Origin of the sequence: Pseudomonas sp. AN-1, assembly GCF_034057115.1 — a bacterium.
Classification (GTDB): domain Bacteria; phylum Pseudomonadota; class Gammaproteobacteria; order Pseudomonadales; family Pseudomonadaceae; genus Geopseudomonas.
In genome coordinates this window covers 835615-851647 of sequence record NZ_CP139195.1, presented here as the reverse complement: position 1 = coordinate 851647, position 16033 = coordinate 835615, and the positions used below count along the sequence as shown (strand labels likewise).

Below are 16033 nucleotides of genomic sequence, written 5' to 3'. Positions count from 1 at the left end.
TCCGGCAAAGGAAGCAACTGGGGGAGGGGAAAGGCGCGAATTGTAGCTGCTGGCGCCCGCCCCTGTCAGGGGCGGTGCCGCGCCAAGCCCTATCGGCGTATACTTGCCGCCATTTTGCGGCCCCATGCCTCATGCGCTGGCCCGCTCCTCACCTGATTTCCGTGGTTGGCTCCATCATGAAACGCTCCAAAAGCAGCAGCCGCTGGCTGAAAGAACACGTCAACGATCCCTACGTCAAACAGGCGCAGAAGGACGGTTATCGCTCGCGCGCCGCCTACAAGCTGCTCGAGCTGATCGAGAAGGACAAGCTGATCCGCCCCGGCATGCTGGTCATGGATCTGGGCTCGGCGCCCGGTGGCTGGTCGCAGGTGGCGGGCCGTCTGGTGGGCGACAAGGGACGGGTGCTGGCCAGCGACATCCTGCCGATGGACTCGCTGGAAAACGTCGACTTCATCCAGGGCGACTTCACCGACGACAAGGTGTTCCAGCAGATTCTCGACAAGCTCGATGGCCGGCAGCCCGACCTGATCATCTCCGACATCGCCCCCAACATCAGCGGGGTTGCCGCCGCCGATCAGGCTTCCTCGATGTACCTGGTCGAGCTGGTCCTCGACATGGTCCGCCAGGTGCTCAAGCCGGGCGGCAACTTTGCGGTCAAGGTGTTCCAGGGCGAAGGCTCGGACGAGTTCCTGAAGGATGTCCGCACCTCGTTCGAAAAGGTCGTGGTGCGCAAGCCCGATGCCTCGCGCTCCCGCTCGAGCGAGGTGTATTTCGTGGCCAAGGGCTTCAAAGGCTAAGCCAGCCACGCCACGCCGCTTCCGACTCCCCATCCCACGCCTTCCAAGGCCCGGCCCAGCGCCGGGCCTTTTGCTGTCCGCCGTCTGCATGCTTCTGCCTAGTCCGGTTTGACGATGAGCGCAGCCTGGCCGCGCCCGATGATCGAAGCCACGAGCAGATTCGCTCATCGAGATGGATGGAGGAGTTGGCGATGCATGTCATGCGAGAGAAAACCGCGGTAGAGATCGAGCTGATCGCTCGCGCCCGCCGCCTGGTGCCCGCCCTGCGCGAGCGGGCCGAGCGGGCCGACCGCGAGGGCAAGGTGCCCGACGAGACCATCCGCGAGATGCAGGAGGCCGGCCTGTTCCGCGCCCTGCAGCCCAAGCAGTGGGACGGCTACGAGGTCGACCCGCGCACCTTCTTCGAGATCCAGATGACCCTCGCCGAAGGCTGCATGTCCACCGCCTGGATCTACGGCGTGATGGGCGTGCACCCCTGGCAGCTGGCCCGCTACCCGGTCGAGGCCCAGCAGGACGTGTGGGGCGAGGACACCTCGACGCTGATTTCCTCCACCTACATGCCGGTGGCCAAGGTCACCCCGGTGGAAGGCGGCTACCGCATCAGCGGGCGCTGGGGCTTCTCCAGCGGCAGCGAGCACTGCCAGTGGTGCCTGCTCGGCGGCGTCCTGCCGGCCGACGGCGACCTGCCGGTCGAGCACGGCACCTTCCTGGTGCCGCGCAGCGACTACCGCATCGAGAAGAACTGGGACGTGCTCGGCCTGCGCGGCACCGGCAGCCACGACATCGTGATCGAGGACGCCTTCGTCCCCGCCCACCGCGTGCAGCGCACCAACAACGCCAGCCTGGCGGCCACCCCGGGCCGCGAGGTCAACACCAACCCGATCTACGCGCTGCCCTTCGCCCAGGTGTTCACCCGCGCGGTGTCCAGCTCGTGCCTCGGCGCCCTGCAGGGCGCGATCAACGAGTTCCGCGACAACGCCGCCCGCCACATCGGCAAGCACGGCGCCAAGACCGCCGAGGACCCGGTGGCGCAGACCGCGGTGGCCGAGGCGATCACCACCGTCGACGCCTTCAAGCTGGTGCTCGAGCGCAACTTCGCGCACATGCTGGCGCTGGCCGAGAAGGGCGAGATCCCCGACACCGAGACCCGCCTGCTGTACCGCTACCAGTCCGCCCAGGTCACCAATATCTGTGCCGAGCGGGTCAGCGACCTGCTGCGCTCGATGGCCGCCTCCGGCCTGTACAACACCAACCCGGTGGCGCGCACCTTCCGCGACCTGCACCAGGCGCGCGGGCACATCTCCAACAACGTGGCCGCCTACGGCCGCAGCTACGGCGCGGTGCAGCTCGGCCTGCCCAACCCCGATCCGTACGTCTGAATTCGGCTCGACCACCACGGCAAAGGACACGAAAACAATGACAACACAGGTTCGGCCCCAATCCGCCTACGACGTGATCGTCGTCGGCTCCGGCGCAGGCGCCATGTCGGCGGCGGTGGTCGCTGCCGACCAGGGCCTCTCGGTGCTGGTCGTCGAGAAGAGCGACAAGTACGGCGGCACCTCGGCGATCTCCGGCGGCGGCATCTGGATCCCCAACAACCACTACTTCGCCGAGAAGGGTGGCAAGGACAGCTACGACAAGGCGCTGACCTACCTGAAGGCCTCCACCGAGGGCAAGATCGACGAGGAGCGCCTGCGCGCCTACCTCGAGTACGCGCCGCGGATGATCCACTACCTCGAGACCCGTAGCCGCGTGCGCTACGCGGTGGCCGAGAAGTACCCGGACTACTACCAGCACCTGCCCGGCTCGCTGCCCGGCGGGCGCAGCCTCGACCCCGAGCTGTTCGACACCAGCCTGCTCGGCGACGAATACGAGCACATGCGCAAGCCGTCGCCGACCACCCTGCTGATGGGCTGCATCGCCTGGACCGCGCGCCACGCGCACAAGGCGATGTCCCGCGAGTTCGGCTGGCGACTGATGATTCTCGGCCTGATCGCCCGCTACAAGCTCGACTTCAAGTGGCGGCGCAAGACCAAGATGGACCGCCGCGCCGCCCTCGGCGCCTCGCTGATCGCCGCGCTGCGCCGTTCGCTGATGGACCGCGACGTGCCGCTGTGGCTGAACACCGACTTCCGTGAGCTGGTGGTGGAGAACGGCCGGGTCACCGGCATCCAGGTGGTGCGCGAAGGCCAGAAGATGACCCTGCAGGCGCGTCGCGGGGTGATCTTCGGCTGCGGCGGCTTCGAGCAGAACCAGGCGCTGCGCGAGAAGTACCTGCCGCAGCCGACCCGCGTCGACTGGAGCGCCACTCCGCCGGGCAACAACACCGGCGCCGCGCTGGAGGCCGCGCAGGCCATCGGCGCCGCCACCGAGCTGATGGACTGGGCCTGGTGGGCACCGACCATCAAGGTGCCGGGTGAAGAGAAGCCGCGCGGTATCTTCGCCGAGCGCGCCTTCCCCGGCGCCATCGTGGTCAACGGCCTGGGCAAGCGCTTCGTCAACGAGGCGGCGCCGTACCTGGAGTTCGTCGACGCCATGTACAAGGAGCACCAGAAGGACGCCAAGAGCATCCCGGCCTGGGTGATCTTCGACGCCCACTACCGCTTCAACTACGCCATGGGTCCGCTGATGCCGGCCCAGGTGTCGCCGGACAGCCGTCTGCGCAAGGAGTGGCTGAACACCGTGTACTGGAAGGCCGACAGCCTCGACGGCCTGGCCCGGCAGATCGGCGTCGATCCCGCCGGCCTGGATGCCACCGTCAAGCGCGTCAACGAGTTCGCCCGCACCGGCGTCGACGCCGACTTCGCCCGCGGCGGCAACGTGTTCGACCGCTACTACGGCGACAGCAACGTCAAGCCCAACCCGTGCCTGGCGCCGATCGCCAAGGGGCCGTTCTACGCCATGCGCCTGGATGCCGGCGACATCGGCACCAAGGGCGGCCTGCTGACCAACGCCAACGCCCAGGTGCTGCACGAGAACGGCCAGCCGATCCCCGGCCTGTACGCCATCGGCAATACCTCGGCCTCGGTGATGGGCACCAGCTACCCCGGTGCCGGCGGCACCCTCGGCCCGGCGATGACCTTCGGCTACATCGCCGCCCGGCACATCGCTGCCAGCGCCTGAGGAGAGCGGTCATGAAGCACGATGCGATTTCCACCTGCACCGACATCCAGCTGCCGCTGCAGGTGGCCGATGCCAGCAGCCTGCAGTGGGACGATCAGTGCGACGTGCTGGTGATCGGCTGGGGCGCGGCCGGAGCCTGCGCGGCGCTGGAGGCCCGCGCCCGGGGCGCCGACGTGCTGGTCGCCGACCGCTTCACCGGCGGCGGCGCCAGCGCCAAGAGCGGCGGGGTGGTGTACGCGGGCGGTGGCACCCGCCAGCAGCGCGACGCCGGCTACGCCGACAGCCCCGAGGCGATGTTCGACTACCTCAAGCACGAGACCCAGGGCGTGATCGGCGACGCCACCCTGCGTCGCTTCTGCGAGTCCAGCGCGGCCAACCTGGCGTGGCTGGAAGGCCACGGCGCGCGCTACGCGCACAGCATGCCGCCGGGCGGCGGCAAGACCTCCTATCCGCCGGACGGCTACTTCCTCTACTACTCGGGCAACGAGATGGTGCCCTCGCACCGCGGCGCGCTGCCACCGGCGCCGCGCGGCCACCGCACGGTCGGCAAGGGCCAGTGCGGCGCGGTGCTCTACGGCCACCTGCAGCGCGCCTGCCTGAAGGCCGGCGTGCGCCCGCAGACGCAATCCGCCGCGCGCCGCCTGGTGCTGGACGCCCGGGGCCGGGTGATCGGCGCCGAGCTGTGGTGCCTGCCGCCCGGCAGCGCGGCGGCCAGGGAGCACGCCAAGCTGGCCGCGCGCGCCGAGCGCCTGCAGAACTTCGCGCCGAGCTACTGCGACGGCCTGCGCCGCAAGCTGGCGCGGATCGAACAGCAGCACGCCCGGCCGCGCCTGGTGCTAGCCCGCCGCGGGGTGATCCTCAGCACCGGCGGCTTCATCTTCAACCGGGCGATGATCGGCGAACACGCGCCCAAGTACCGGCGCAACTTCAAGGTCGGCGCCACCGGCTGCGACGGCAGCGGCCTGCGCCTGGGCCTCTCCGCCGGGGCGGCCAGCGACCGCCTGCAGCAGGTCTCGCCGTGGCGCTTCATCAACCCGCCGCTGTGCTGGCCGAAGGGCATCGTGGTCAACACGGCTGGCCAGCGCTTCGTCAACGAGGAAGTCTACGGCGGCACCCTCGGCTACCCGCTGTGCGAGGAGCAGGGCGGCAAGGCCTGGCTGGTGCTTGACGCGCGCCTGCGTCGCCAGTCGATCAAACAGGCGCTGTTCGGCGGCTACTGGTGGTTCCAGAGCTTGCCGGCGCTGGCGCTGATGCTGCTCAAGGTGCGCAAGGGCCGCACCGCCCGCGAACTGGCGGGCGTCACTGGCATGCAGCCGGCGCTGCTTGAGGAGTCCTTGCGCGCCTACAACGCCGCCGCTCGCGGCACCGCGCCGGACCCGGTCGGCAAGTCGGAAAGCAGCCGCCAGGTGCTCGACCAGGGGCCGTTCTACGCCTGCGACATCTCGGTGGGTAACCCGGTGTTCCCGCTTGGCGCGCTGACCCTGGGCGGCCTCAAGGTCGACGAAGACAACGGCGCGGTGCTCGATACCCAGGGCCAGGCCATCCCCGGCCTGTACGCCGCCGGACGCACCGCCATCGGCATTCCCTCGCACCTCTATATCAGCGGCTTGTCGCTGGCCGACTGCGTGTTCTCCGGCCGCCGCGCCGGCGAAGCGGCGGCCCAGGCGAACCACACCATGACCACCCGGGCCGCGCCAGCCGGCGCGCCCGCCTGAACCAGGAGACGAACATGACAGGACGGGTACAGGACAAGATTGCCCTGGTCACCGGCGGCGCCAGCGGCATCGGCCGTGCCATCGTGCAGGCGCTGGTGGGCGAGGGCGCGCGGGTGCTGATCAGCGACCTCAATGCCGACGCCGGCCAGGCGCTGGCCGAGGAGCTTGGCCAGGCGGCCAGCTTCGTCCGCCACGACGCCGCCAGCGAGGCCGACTGGAACGCGGTCGCCGAACTGATCCGCGAGCGTTACGGCCGCCTCGACGTGCTGGTCAACAACGCCGGCATCCTGCTCAAGGGCAGCATCGAGGAAGCCAGCCTCGACGACTGGCACAAGCTGCTGCGCGTCAACTCCGACAGCGCCTTCCTCGGCTGCCGCATGGCCGTCGCGCTGATGAAGGACAGCGGCGGCGGCTCGATCATCAACGTCTCGTCCATCGCCGCCCTGGCCGGGCGCGACGACTATGCCGCCTACGGCGCCTCCAAGGGCGCGGTGGCCGCCCTCAACCGCGCCGTGGCGGCCCACTGCCGTCGGCAGAAGTACCGCATCCGCTGCAACTCGCTGCATCCCGACGGCGTGCTGACGCCGATGACCGTCGCCAGCTACCCGCCGGGCATCGACCCGGCGAAGTTCACCATCGACAGCGACCCGATGAACCGCATGTGCCTGCCCGAGGACGTCGCTGCCGCCGCCCTGTACCTGGCCAGCGACGAGTCGCGCGCCATCAACGGCATGGAACTGCGCATCGACAGCGGCCAGTTCGTCATGAGTATCTAGCCATGAACAGTCCCGAATACATCTCCCTGCGCGTGGCGCAGGTCATCGAGGAAACCGCCGACGCCCGCTCGCTGGTGTTCGAGGTGCCGGCCGAACTGGCCGGCCAGTTCAAGTACAAGCCGGGCCAGTTCCTCACCCTGCGCATCCCCCACGAGGGCAGCTGGCTGCCGCGCTGCTACTCGCTGTCCAGCACGCCGCTGCTGGATGAGCCGCTGCGCGTCACCGTCAAGCGCGTGCGCGACGGCCGCGCTTCCAACTGGCTGTGCGACGTACCCAAGGCCGGCGATGCCATCGAGGTGATGGCGCCGGCCGGGGTGTTCGTGCCGCGCAGCCTGGACGGCGACTTCCTGCTGTTCGGCGGCGGCAGCGGCGTCACCCCGGTGCTGTCGATCCTGCGCTCGGTGCTGCACGCCGGCTCCGGCCGCGTGCTGCTGATCTACGCCAACCGCGACGAGGCCTCGGTGATCTTCCGCGACGAGCTGAAGGCACTGGCCGCCGCCCATCCTCGCCGCCTGCAGGTGATCCACTGGCTGGACTCGGTGCAGGGCATCCCCGCCGTCGAGCAGCTCGCCGAACTGGCGCGGCCGTTCAGGCACGCCGAGGCCTTCATCTGCGGCCCCGGCCCGTTCATGGACGCCGCGGTGACCGCGCTGCACAGCCTCGAGGTGCCCAGCGCCAAGGTGCACGTCGAGCGCTTCGTCTCGCTGCCCGGCGAGGGCGAGCAGGGCGAGGCCGTGGTCAGCGAGGCGGCGGTGGCCGCGCATCTTGAGGTACGCCTCGACGGCGCCGAGCACGCCCTCGACTGCCAACCCGGCGAGACCCTGCTCGACGCCATGCGCCGCGCCGGGGTGCGCGCGCCGCACTCCTGCCTGGTCGGCGCCTGCGCCTCGTGCATGTGCACGGTGGAGCAGGGCGAGGTCGAGCTGCTGCGCAACGAGGCTCTCGACCAGCAGGAACTGAACGAAGGCTGGACCCTGGCCTGCCAGGCCGTGGCCACCAGCGCGCACGTGCGCGTGCGCTTCCCCGACTGAGATACGGATGGCCGAGATGACCGATATTCCGCTGACCACCCCGGCCGCCGAGGGCGTGCCGCCGACCATTCCCGCCCTGGTGTTCGCCGCCGCGCGCCGCCACGCCGGACTCTGCGCCCTGGCCGACGGCGAGGTGCGCATCGACTACGCCGAGCTGCCCGAGCGGGTGCTCGCGGTGAGTCGCGCGCTGATCGCCGAAGGCATCCAGCCCGGCGACCGCGTCGCCGTGTGGGGACCGAACCGCTACGACTGGATCCTCGCCGCGCTGGGCCTGCACTGCGCCGGCGCCACCCTGGTGCCGATCAACACGCGCATGAAGGGCAACGAGGCCGCCGACATCCTCGAACGCAGCGGCACCCGCCTGCTGTTCTGCGTCGGCCAGTTCCTCGGCGTCGACTACCCGGCGATGCTCGAACCCCACCGCCCGGACTGCCTGCAGCGCGTGGTGGTGCTGCCCTGCGAGGCGCCCTCCGACCATGGCGACCTGAGCTGGCAGGGCTTCCTTGCCGCAGGCTCAGCGGTCGACATGGACGAGGCCCAGGCGCGCGCCCTGACCGTGCGCCCGGACGACCTGTCCGACCTGCTGTTCACCTCCGGCACCACCGGCAAGCCCAAGGGCGTGATGAGTGCCCACGGCCAGAACCTGCGCGCCTTCGCCGAATACGTGCAGGTGATCGGCCTGCGCCCCGGCGACCGCTACCTGATCGTCAACCCGTTCTTCCACGCCTTCGGCTACAAGGCCGGCTGGCTGACCTGCCTGCTCGGCGGCGCGACCATCCTGCCGCACCCGGTGTTCGACGCCGAGGCGGTGTTCCAGCGCATCGAGCGCGACCGCATCACCGTGCTGCCCGGCCCGCCGACCCTGTACCTGTCGATGCTCGCCCACCCCAAGCTGGCCGAGTCCGACCTGTCCAGCCTGCGCATCGCCGTCACCGGCGCGGCGACCATCCCGCCGGTGCTGGTCGAGCGCATGCGCCGCGAGCTGGGCTTCGCGGTGGTCACCACCGCCTACGGGCTGACCGAGTGCGGCGGCCTGGCGACCATCTGCGACCCGGCCGACGACGCCGAGACCGTGGCCACCACCTGCGGCCGCGCGCTCCCGGGCACCGAGGTGCGCATCGTCGACGGCGAAAACCACCCGCTGCCGCCGGGCGAGGCGGGCGAGGTGTGCCTGCGCGGCTTCCACGTCATGCAGGGCTACTTCGAGAACCCGCAGGCCACCGCCGAGACCATCGACGCCGAGGGCTGGCTGCACACCGGCGACGTCGGCACCCTGGATGCGCGCGGCTACCTGCGCATCACCGACCGCCTCAAGGACATGTTCATCGTCGGCGGCTTCAACTGCTACCCGGCGGAGATCGAGGCTGGCCTGCTCGAACACCCGGCCATCGCCCAGGTCGCGGTGATCGGCGTGCCCGACGAGCGCATGGGCGAAGTCGGCTGCGCCTGCGTGGTGCTGCGCCCCGGCCAGCAGCTCGACGAGCCCGGGCTGATCGCCTGGTCGCGCCAGCGCATGGCCAACTACAAGGTGCCGCGCCTGGTGCGCTTCTTCGACGCGCTGCCGGTGAATGCGTCGAACAAGGTGGTGAAGGCCGAGCTGCGCGCCGCGGTGGGTTGAGCGGCGCGGGCAAGCCCAATCCGCTGTAGGGGCGAATTCATTCGCCAGAATGCCCCGCGAAGGCGAATGAATTCGCCCCTACAGTCCTGCTGTGATCGAGGGAGCGCCGGCCGTCAAAGTTTCACCGGCGCGGCTATACACTGGAGAGCCATCCCGCAAGGACTCCCCTCGTGACCGTCTACGGAATCGTCTTGTTCGCGGCCCTGCTGCACGCCTCCTGGAACGCCATCGTCAAGGGCGGCAGCGACAAGCTGCTCACCACCGTGCTGGTCGCCGGCTCGGCCGCGCTGCTCGCCGGCGTGGCGCTGCCGTTCCTCGACCAGCCGGCCGCGCCGAGCTGGCCGTACATCGCTGCGTCGGTGCTGCTCCAGGTGGTCTATTACGCCCTGCTGGCCAGGGCCTACCAGGTCGCCGACATGAGCCATGCCTACCCGCTGATGCGCGGCTGCGCGCCCCTGCTGGTCGCGGTCCTCGGCATCTACTGGCTGGGCGAGCCGCTGAGCGGCAGCGCCTGGCTGGGCATCGCGATCATCTGCGGCGGCATCCTCGGCATGGCCGGACGCGGGCTCGCCGGCAGCCCCGGGCTGGGACTCGCGCTGGCCAATGCCGGGGTGATCGCCGGCTATACCCTGATCGACGGCGTCGGCGTACGCCTGTCCGGGGCGCCGGTCGCGTATGGCCTGTGGATCTTCCTGCTCAGCGGCCTGGCGCTGGTCGCCTGGGCGCTGGCGCAGTTGCACAGGCGCGGGGCGCTGGTCCGCTACCTCGGCGGCAACTGGCACTACGGACTGATCGGCGGTTTCGGCACCATCGCCTCGTACAGCCTGGCGCTGTGGGCCATGACCCTGGCGCCGGTGGCGGTGATCGCCGCCCTGCGGGAAACCTCGATCCTGTTTGCCACGGCCATCTCGGGGCTGATCCTCAAGGAACGGCTGAGCGCGGTTCGCATCGCCGCCGCCTGCGTCATCGCGCTCGGCGCAGTGACCCTGCGGCTTCCTTGAGAGACTTGGGGGGATTGTTCACCTGCAGCCGGCCGGCGCAGCCGCAACTGCGCCGGTCGTGACTGCGCCTTTCATGCCCTAGTTGGTGCAGCCGGAGGTCTCCGGGTACAGGTAGACCAGGCCGCGTTTTTCACCCTTGGAGTCCTCGTAGGTCATGGCCGCGGGAATGGCTCCGCAGTAGGTCTTGGCCTTGTCTGGAATGAAGTACTCGACCTTGACCACCTTGGAGATGTCCAGCGGCATGCCGTACTGGTACTGCTTGAACTCGGGGGTCTGCACGTCCTTCACGCCCTCCATCACCATCAGCGGGGGCGGGGTATCGCTTTCGCTTTGCGCGATGACCACGGACGTGGCGGACACGGCCGAGAGCACGGCGACGGCACAGCACAACTGCATGGATCGACTTTTCAACAGCTTCATGGGATGCCTCCCGGAATCAGGAATCGGGCTCCATCATGATCTTTCGATGCAGGGGCACCGGGTTGGGCATCGGCTGTCCGGCAACCCTGCACGGGTTCCGTCAGCCGTAACGCTAGCAGACTGGGTCCGCCCTGCTGCCGCGGGCGCGGCCGTTCGTCCGCTTCTCTCGCGCCCGGCCCGGTGCGTGCTACGGCCGCTGCCGCGGGCCGACTGCCGCCGCCGATTCGCCGCCCGGGGCGCGCGCGTCTAGACCGCCATCATCGACCGGCCCGCGGGCTGTCCGCCGCTTCGACGGCACGGCTCCCCGGCGGGTGGCGGGGCCGATCGGCGCGACCTGCCATTCATCGCCTGGGGCGCCGTGCGCGGCGCAGGCATGGGCCATGCACGCCGCCGCAGGCGGTGTATGATCCGGCCCAGCCGATTCTCGAAACCCTCTGCAGGAACCTGTTCATGGAAGCCAACAGCCGTCCCCTGATGCGCATCTTCGAGCCCACCGTCTGCTACCAGATCCCGCTGTTCCAGCGCCCCTACGTGTGGCGGCGCGAGGGCAACTGGCAGCCGCTGTGGGATGACGTCGAGCGCCTGCTCGGCCTGGCGCTGGCCGGCCAGCGGCTGCGCCCGCACTTCCTCGGCGCGGTGGTGATCGAGCAGGTGTTCGACACCACCGGCTGGGTGCAGCTGCGCCAGGTCATTGACGGCCAGCAGCGCTTCACCACCCTGCAACTGCTGCTGATCGCCCTGCGCGATCTGTGCGGGAGCCTCGGCAGCGCGCGCTACTTCGAGCGCTTCGACTCGCTGGTCTCCAACCGCGCCGCGCTGGTCGACCGGCCGGAGGAGATCTGCAAGCTGCTGCCGACCAACTTCGACCGCCGCGCCTACGCCCTGGTGCACCAGGCCGGCAGCCCCGCGGCGCTGCTGGCGCAGCTGCAGGAAACCGGCGAGGCCGTCGACCTGGAGCAGGGCATCGCCGGCGCCTACCTGTACTTCCACGAACAGTTCGCCGACTGGCTGGCGCAGCCGGTCGAGGAACGCCCCTGCCTGGAGCTGGAGGACCGCCTCGAGGCGCTCTGGGCGGTGGTGCAGAAGGGCCTGCAGTTCGTGGTGATCGAACTCGGCGAGCACGACGAGGCCCAGGTGATCTTCGAGACCCTCAACGCCCGCGGCACCCAGCTGCTGCCGGCCGACCTGATCAAGAACTTCCTGTTCCGCCGCGCCCAGGCCGAGGGCGACGACATCGACCTGCTCTACCGCACCTGCTGGGCGCAGTTCGACGGCGAGTTCTGGCGCGAGGAAATCCGCCAGGGCCGCGACAGCCGGCCGCGCATCGACATCTTCATGCGCCATTTCCTGACCCTGGCCATGCGCCGGGACATCCGCTTCGTGCACCTGTTCGACGAGTACAAGCACTACGTGCAGTACACCGACGACTGGCGCTCCTGCCTGATCGGCGAGGCCACCAGCGCCGGCGAACACCTGGCGCTGCTCGCCGGCTACGCCGAGCACTTCCGCGAGTTCGCCAGCCCCGAATCGGGCTCGCACCTGGCGCGCTTCCTCAAGCGCCTGGAGACGCTCGACACCTCGGCGATTTATCCGCTGCTGCTCTTGTGCAGCCGGCAGCTGCGCCCGCAGCAGGAGAACGAGTTCGAGTCGATCCTCGACGTGCTCGAATCCTTCCTGTTCCGCCGCATGATCTGCGGCCTGACCAGCAAGAACTACAACCGCCCGTTCCTCGACCTGATCCGCCATCTGGAGGTCCGGGGCAACATCAGCGCCCGCGCCGTCGAGCAGTTCCTGCTGGCCAGCGAAGGCGAGGGCGCGCGCTTCCCCACCGATGCCGAACTCAAGCGGGCGATACTCGACCACCCGCTGTACCAGTGGTGGCCGCAGTACCGCGTGCGCGCCGTGCTGGAAGCCCTCGACGCCGCGCTCGGCAACCAAGAAAGCGCGGCGGAAGCCCAGCCATCCGCGTTTGCCATCGAACACATCCTGCCGCAGAAGTGGGACGAACACTGGCCGCTGCCGAAAGCCGTGCAGAAGAACCCGCAAGGCAAACAGGCCTTCACCGAACAACGCGACCGCCTCAAACACACCCTGGGCAACCTGACGCTGCTCGCCGGCAGCCTGAACCCGGCGCTGTCGCGCTCGCCGTGGGAGGTGAAGAAGGCGGAGCTGCTCAGGTACGGCCAGCCGGGGCTGAGCCGCGAGCTGCATGCGCTGGAGGACTGGGCGGAGCGGGAGATTCTGGCCAGGGGGGAGGTGCTGGCCGAGGTGGCTTGTGGGGTTTGGCCTTATCCGGTGGGGGATGTGTGAGCGAGGCTTGATACGTTCTTATGACCAAGCTTACCAGCCGGCAATGGAACGTAGCGGAATTGCCGGCCGGTGTAGCACCTTGTTAACCCAATATTTCATTCATTCGTTTCTGGAAATAGCTTGGATATTTCGCCAACACCGCCTCGGCTCCGTCTCGGTCGCGTTTCAGCGCCTTCACGAGATCCTTTTTCTGAGCCGCTGCTAGGTTCAAGGACGCAGCGAGGTCCTGAGAAATGACTCTGTCCGAAAAGCCAAGCTCATAAAGTGCAATGCTGGTTTCAGTGGGTAGTCCATATTTAAGGCGCTTTTGAAAGAGCTGTAGACGATTGATCAGGTCGCCTGCTCCTTCGCGATCAAGGGTTTGTATGAATTCACATAATGCGCTCACAAGAAGAGCTCCATCATAGGCAAGTCCACCCTCGCAGATGTCAATGATGTTTTCTATCTTGACTTTTCTAGGCTTCGCGCCCTTGCCGAGCTTGCATGTATTTTTTTCGGAGATTTGGAAAAGCTCATGGAATGGGGTCCCGGTAATCCAATTCTGTACAATTTCTCTCAGAACTTCCTTATTGTTGAATTTATTGAATGGTTTGTTTTTTGTGTGTCTGGTTATTAGTGGCCACGTGAGGTCGAGGATTTCGTCTGCGCTCTGGGTTTCAATAAGTCCGTCAGCATTATTTTGTACCCATGCCTCAATCTCTTTAGCATCGTTCACGCCATATAATGTCTTGCCAAAGGCTTTTCGATGGTTAATGTCTTCTATGTTTTCTGATATATTTTCAGCTAAAATCTTGAATAGTTCTTGAATCTGCTCCCGTTTCTCGTCGTCCGCTAAAGAATACGCCAAGGTCTGTTTCGCGAGATCAGTAATGTCTGCTTCCTCCAGTCCATCATCATCGACAGCATCCCAGTTGGATAGAAGAAAGCCTTCGATGGAAGAGAGAGTTAGGCTGAAAAATTCGAACTGGGGTCTAATCGTATCGACCGTGAAGCCGTATCCACCGTATTGCTTAGCAATCTTGCCAATATTTTCATTCAGGGAATCCCGCCCGCTTATATGAGCTTTGGCAAAAGACAGGATGTCCCATTTTAATGTGTGATTTTTATTGTCTTTTGACTTGGTTCGATCATTCCGGATAATCAGAGGGATCAGTTGAAAGAGGCTGCTTACACATTCCTCTGATTTGGTTGGGTCAAGCAATTCCTTGACTATATTCCACCGCCAGCCATCCTTTCGATTGCGTCGTTTGTCATACACAATCGGGTCTGCAAACAGAATGCTACCCTCAGTATGCATCCCGGCCCGCCCCGCACGGCCAATGAGATTTTGGAAATCACGAACCTTGATGCGCTCCATGCCTTGGTAGACACTGGTCACAATGAGGTATCGAATAGGAAGATTTACGCCCTGTGCCAATGTGGAAGTACACACAACGAATCGCACGAGGTTTTCACGCATAGCGTGTTCTACTGAAAGGCGGATGCCATGTGGCGTGTTGCCATGATGAGAGAGTATGCCATGCTCGGCGCTCATTGAGGCAGACGCTTTAACTCCAAGATTTTTAACATGGAGATAATGGAGTCGCTCAACCTCATTCCGGTCTGAAAAATCTTGTGGCAGCGGAAGAGGAATGCTGCGTTCAATGAGCTTCACTGCTTTTTCACAGATGCTCGTCGCTGTGGATTTTTTGCCGCAAAAAATAGCGACGCTGCCGTTAATGGCTAACTTCATGCCGAGATAAAGCGCAATGGCCTAGCCGTCGTCTTTCTCTGGGAAGTGCCGATCATTCTGCTCTTTACCTCTTCTTCCGAGGTTAAATCTCTCAATCACCCTCGGAACAAAAAACTCGTTTTGTTCGGTGTCACGGCTGTCGACGTACTCGATTCTCCCCAATTGATCAAGCCAGCTTACGAAGCCGACAGATCTGAAAGTCGGAATAAGTTTTGTTCCTTTGACGACATTAGGCTCGCCGTTAAGCCATTCTCCGACAGCCTCGGCATTGCTGATGACTGCTGAGATCAGCACCTTCTGGGCACCTTCGGGAATCATGGAGCGCAGCGATGTTAGGAGCAGCTCGTATGTGATGCCCCGCGTGCCACTATCAAACTGGTGGCCTTCATCAAAGATCAGTAGCCCAACTTTGGTAGTCAGCTCTGGAGCATGCCGAAGGACGTAGGCCAGCTTCTCAGGAGTCACAACCAAGATCTGTTGATGGCCTAGGAGTTCGGCGATATCGAAGTCCGTCTGTAAAGCATCGGACAACTCATTAACCTTGATGAGTTCATCGTGGAATGCTTCAGAAAGGCTGTTTTTAATTTCGCTGCAAAGAGCACGGAATGGGGCGATGATGATGGCCAGAGACGTACGGTCTGCAAGAAATGCGCTACGAAGGATGATTTCTATTGATTTTGTTTTGCCTGCGCTGGTAGGCATTTGAATAATAGCGGACTTTCCTCTAAGGACGCTGGCTTTACCCAGTAGATGTTGCGCAGGCCAGAGTTCTTTGATGAATGAGCGCTTCTTGATTGCACTGCTCCATAGGCTTTTTGGTAAGTCTGAGTAATGTGGTAAGCAGAGCCATGCAGAATTAATGATTTTCTTTTTAATGATGGCGCATATTGCATCGCAAAGCAATAGTTGCCTAGGAGTTCCAAAAGAATAAGCGTGCTCTCTTAATTGGCTTATTTCGTTTTCTAAGGTGGCGCTTTCTCCAGTCAAAAAAAGTCTGCACACGCTGTAAGAGATGTGGTCGATATGCCTGCCAAATTTGGAGTTTGTATCTGAGAAGTAGTTGCTTAAATCTGACTGCAGTAGCCATAGCAATAGGAATTCGAGCCCTTCGCCCTCTAGGTCAGGGCAGTAAAGCTCATTAATTCGAAGATTTCCAACATGGTCATTCATCTTGCTTGCTAAGACTAATGCGCTTCCTGGTGAGTCGCATAAGTAGTAGGAGGCTGAGCCTAGCAGTAAAAGGTATGGGTCAAGAGTCTCGTTGAGCTTTGATTGGAGGTACGAGTCGAAAAAGCGTGCAGAGAAAGCCAGATTGCTCTTCATCTTCGAAAGCAAATCTGGGGTTATCTCGTCTCGGTTGATGGCGGCAGCAAGGTCCCCCAGTAAGCCAATAGAGATAGTGAAGAGCTTGGCCGGATCTTGCACAATTTTGATGTGGTGTTCTTCCGGAATACGGTACTCGAGCATCTTGGCTTTTGATCGGGTTACACCAAGCAGGAGTTTGGATTTC

Annotated in this window: 12 protein-coding genes; 9 read left to right on the top strand and 3 right to left on the bottom strand. The window is 65.0% G+C overall.

What is annotated here, in order from left to right; all coding sequences use genetic code 11:
• Positions 1-176: 176 nt before the first annotated feature.
• The 8 genes from rlmE to SK095_RS03745 all read left to right on the top strand — a co-directional run bounded on the left by rlmE (position 177) and on the right by SK095_RS03745 (position 10061).
• Positions 177-797 carry a 23S rRNA (uridine(2552)-2'-O)-methyltransferase RlmE gene (gene rlmE, locus SK095_RS03780; RefSeq protein ID WP_136489528.1) on the top strand — a complete coding sequence of 207 codons (621 nt, stop codon included), beginning with the start codon at positions 177-179 and terminating at the stop codon, positions 795-797.
• A 191-nt stretch (positions 798-988) separates the two neighbouring features.
• Positions 989-2176, top strand: coding sequence for an acyl-CoA dehydrogenase family protein (locus SK095_RS03775; protein WP_320547913.1), 1188 nt, complete (start codon positions 989-991; stop codon positions 2174-2176).
• A gap of 37 nt (positions 2177-2213) precedes the next feature.
• Complete coding sequence (locus SK095_RS03770; protein ID WP_201486800.1) at positions 2214-3920, top strand: FAD-dependent oxidoreductase; 1707 nt, start codon at positions 2214-2216, stop codon at positions 3918-3920.
• Positions 3921-3931: 11 nt separating this feature from the next.
• Positions 3932-5635 (top strand): FAD-binding protein, encoded by a 1704-nt coding sequence (locus tag SK095_RS03765; protein ID WP_320547912.1) that lies wholly within the window; start codon positions 3932-3934, stop codon positions 5633-5635.
• Between the two features lie 14 nt (positions 5636-5649).
• Positions 5650-6411, top strand: coding sequence for a glucose 1-dehydrogenase (locus tag SK095_RS03760; protein ID WP_320547911.1), 762 nt, complete (start codon positions 5650-5652; stop codon positions 6409-6411).
• Positions 6412-6413: 2 nt separating this feature from the next.
• On the top strand, positions 6414-7442 hold the full coding sequence (locus SK095_RS03755) for a ferredoxin--NADP reductase (RefSeq protein WP_320547910.1): 1029 nt from the start codon (positions 6414-6416) through the stop codon (positions 7440-7442).
• A gap of 16 nt (positions 7443-7458) precedes the next feature.
• The gene (locus SK095_RS03750; RefSeq protein WP_320547909.1) at positions 7459-9060 is read left to right on the top strand and encodes a FadD3 family acyl-CoA ligase; all 1602 of its coding nucleotides are present in this window, start codon (positions 7459-7461) and stop codon (positions 9058-9060) included.
• A gap of 170 nt (positions 9061-9230) precedes the next feature.
• The gene (locus tag SK095_RS03745) at positions 9231-10061 is read left to right on the top strand and encodes a DMT family transporter (protein ID WP_320547908.1); all 831 of its coding nucleotides are present in this window, start codon (positions 9231-9233) and stop codon (positions 10059-10061) included.
• A gap of 78 nt (positions 10062-10139) precedes the next feature.
• Here SK095_RS03745 and SK095_RS03740 read toward each other — a convergent pair whose 3' ends face one another.
• Complete coding sequence (locus tag SK095_RS03740; protein WP_320547907.1) at positions 10140-10481, bottom strand: DUF2790 domain-containing protein; 342 nt, start codon at positions 10479-10481, stop codon at positions 10140-10142.
• Between the two features lie 450 nt (positions 10482-10931).
• Here SK095_RS03740 and SK095_RS03735 point away from each other — a divergent pair, with 450 nt between their 5' ends.
• A complete protein-coding gene (locus tag SK095_RS03735; protein ID WP_320547906.1) occupies positions 10932-12791 on the top strand; it encodes a DUF262 domain-containing protein in 1860 nt (619 codons plus the stop codon).
• Positions 12792-12873: 82 nt separating this feature from the next.
• Here SK095_RS03735 and SK095_RS03730 read toward each other — a convergent pair whose 3' ends face one another.
• Together SK095_RS03730 and SK095_RS03725 are read right to left on the bottom strand one after the other, a co-directional pair.
• The gene (locus tag SK095_RS03730; protein ID WP_320547905.1) at positions 12874-14523 is read right to left on the bottom strand and encodes a helicase-related protein; all 1650 of its coding nucleotides are present in this window, start codon (positions 14521-14523) and stop codon (positions 12874-12876) included.
• Between the two features lie 21 nt (positions 14524-14544).
• A complete protein-coding gene (locus tag SK095_RS03725; RefSeq protein WP_320547904.1) occupies positions 14545-15990 on the bottom strand; it encodes a DEAD/DEAH box helicase in 1446 nt (481 codons plus the stop codon).
• Positions 15991-16033: the final 43 nt, after the last annotated feature.

What these genes read in the sequence shown, in the direction of transcription:
- SK095_RS03755 (WP_320547910.1), top strand. Translation starts at nt 6,414, where the DNA reads ATGAACAGTCCCGAATACATCTCCCTGCGCGTGGCGCAGGTCATCGAG.
- SK095_RS03770 (WP_201486800.1), top strand. Translation starts at nt 2,214, where the DNA reads ATGACAACACAGGTTCGGCCCCAATCCGCCTACGACGTGATCGTCGTC.
- SK095_RS03765 (WP_320547912.1), top strand. Translation starts at nt 3,932, where the DNA reads ATGAAGCACGATGCGATTTCCACCTGCACCGACATCCAGCTGCCGCTG.
- SK095_RS03725 (WP_320547904.1), bottom strand. Translation starts at nt 15,990, where the DNA reads ATGCTCGAGTACCGTATTCCGGAAGAACACCACATCAAAATTGTGCAA.
- SK095_RS03775 (WP_320547913.1), top strand. Translation starts at nt 989, where the DNA reads ATGCATGTCATGCGAGAGAAAACCGCGGTAGAGATCGAGCTGATCGCT.
- SK095_RS03740 (WP_320547907.1), bottom strand. Translation starts at nt 10,481, where the DNA reads ATGAAGCTGTTGAAAAGTCGATCCATGCAGTTGTGCTGTGCCGTCGCC.
- SK095_RS03735 (WP_320547906.1), top strand. Translation starts at nt 10,932, where the DNA reads ATGGAAGCCAACAGCCGTCCCCTGATGCGCATCTTCGAGCCCACCGTC.
- SK095_RS03730 (WP_320547905.1), bottom strand. Translation starts at nt 14,523, where the DNA reads ATGAAGTTAGCCATTAACGGCAGCGTCGCTATTTTTTGCGGCAAAAAA.
- SK095_RS03760 (WP_320547911.1), top strand. Translation starts at nt 5,650, where the DNA reads ATGACAGGACGGGTACAGGACAAGATTGCCCTGGTCACCGGCGGCGCC.
- SK095_RS03750 (WP_320547909.1), top strand. Translation starts at nt 7,459, where the DNA reads ATGACCGATATTCCGCTGACCACCCCGGCCGCCGAGGGCGTGCCGCCG.
- rlmE (WP_136489528.1), top strand. Translation starts at nt 177, where the DNA reads ATGAAACGCTCCAAAAGCAGCAGCCGCTGGCTGAAAGAACACGTCAAC.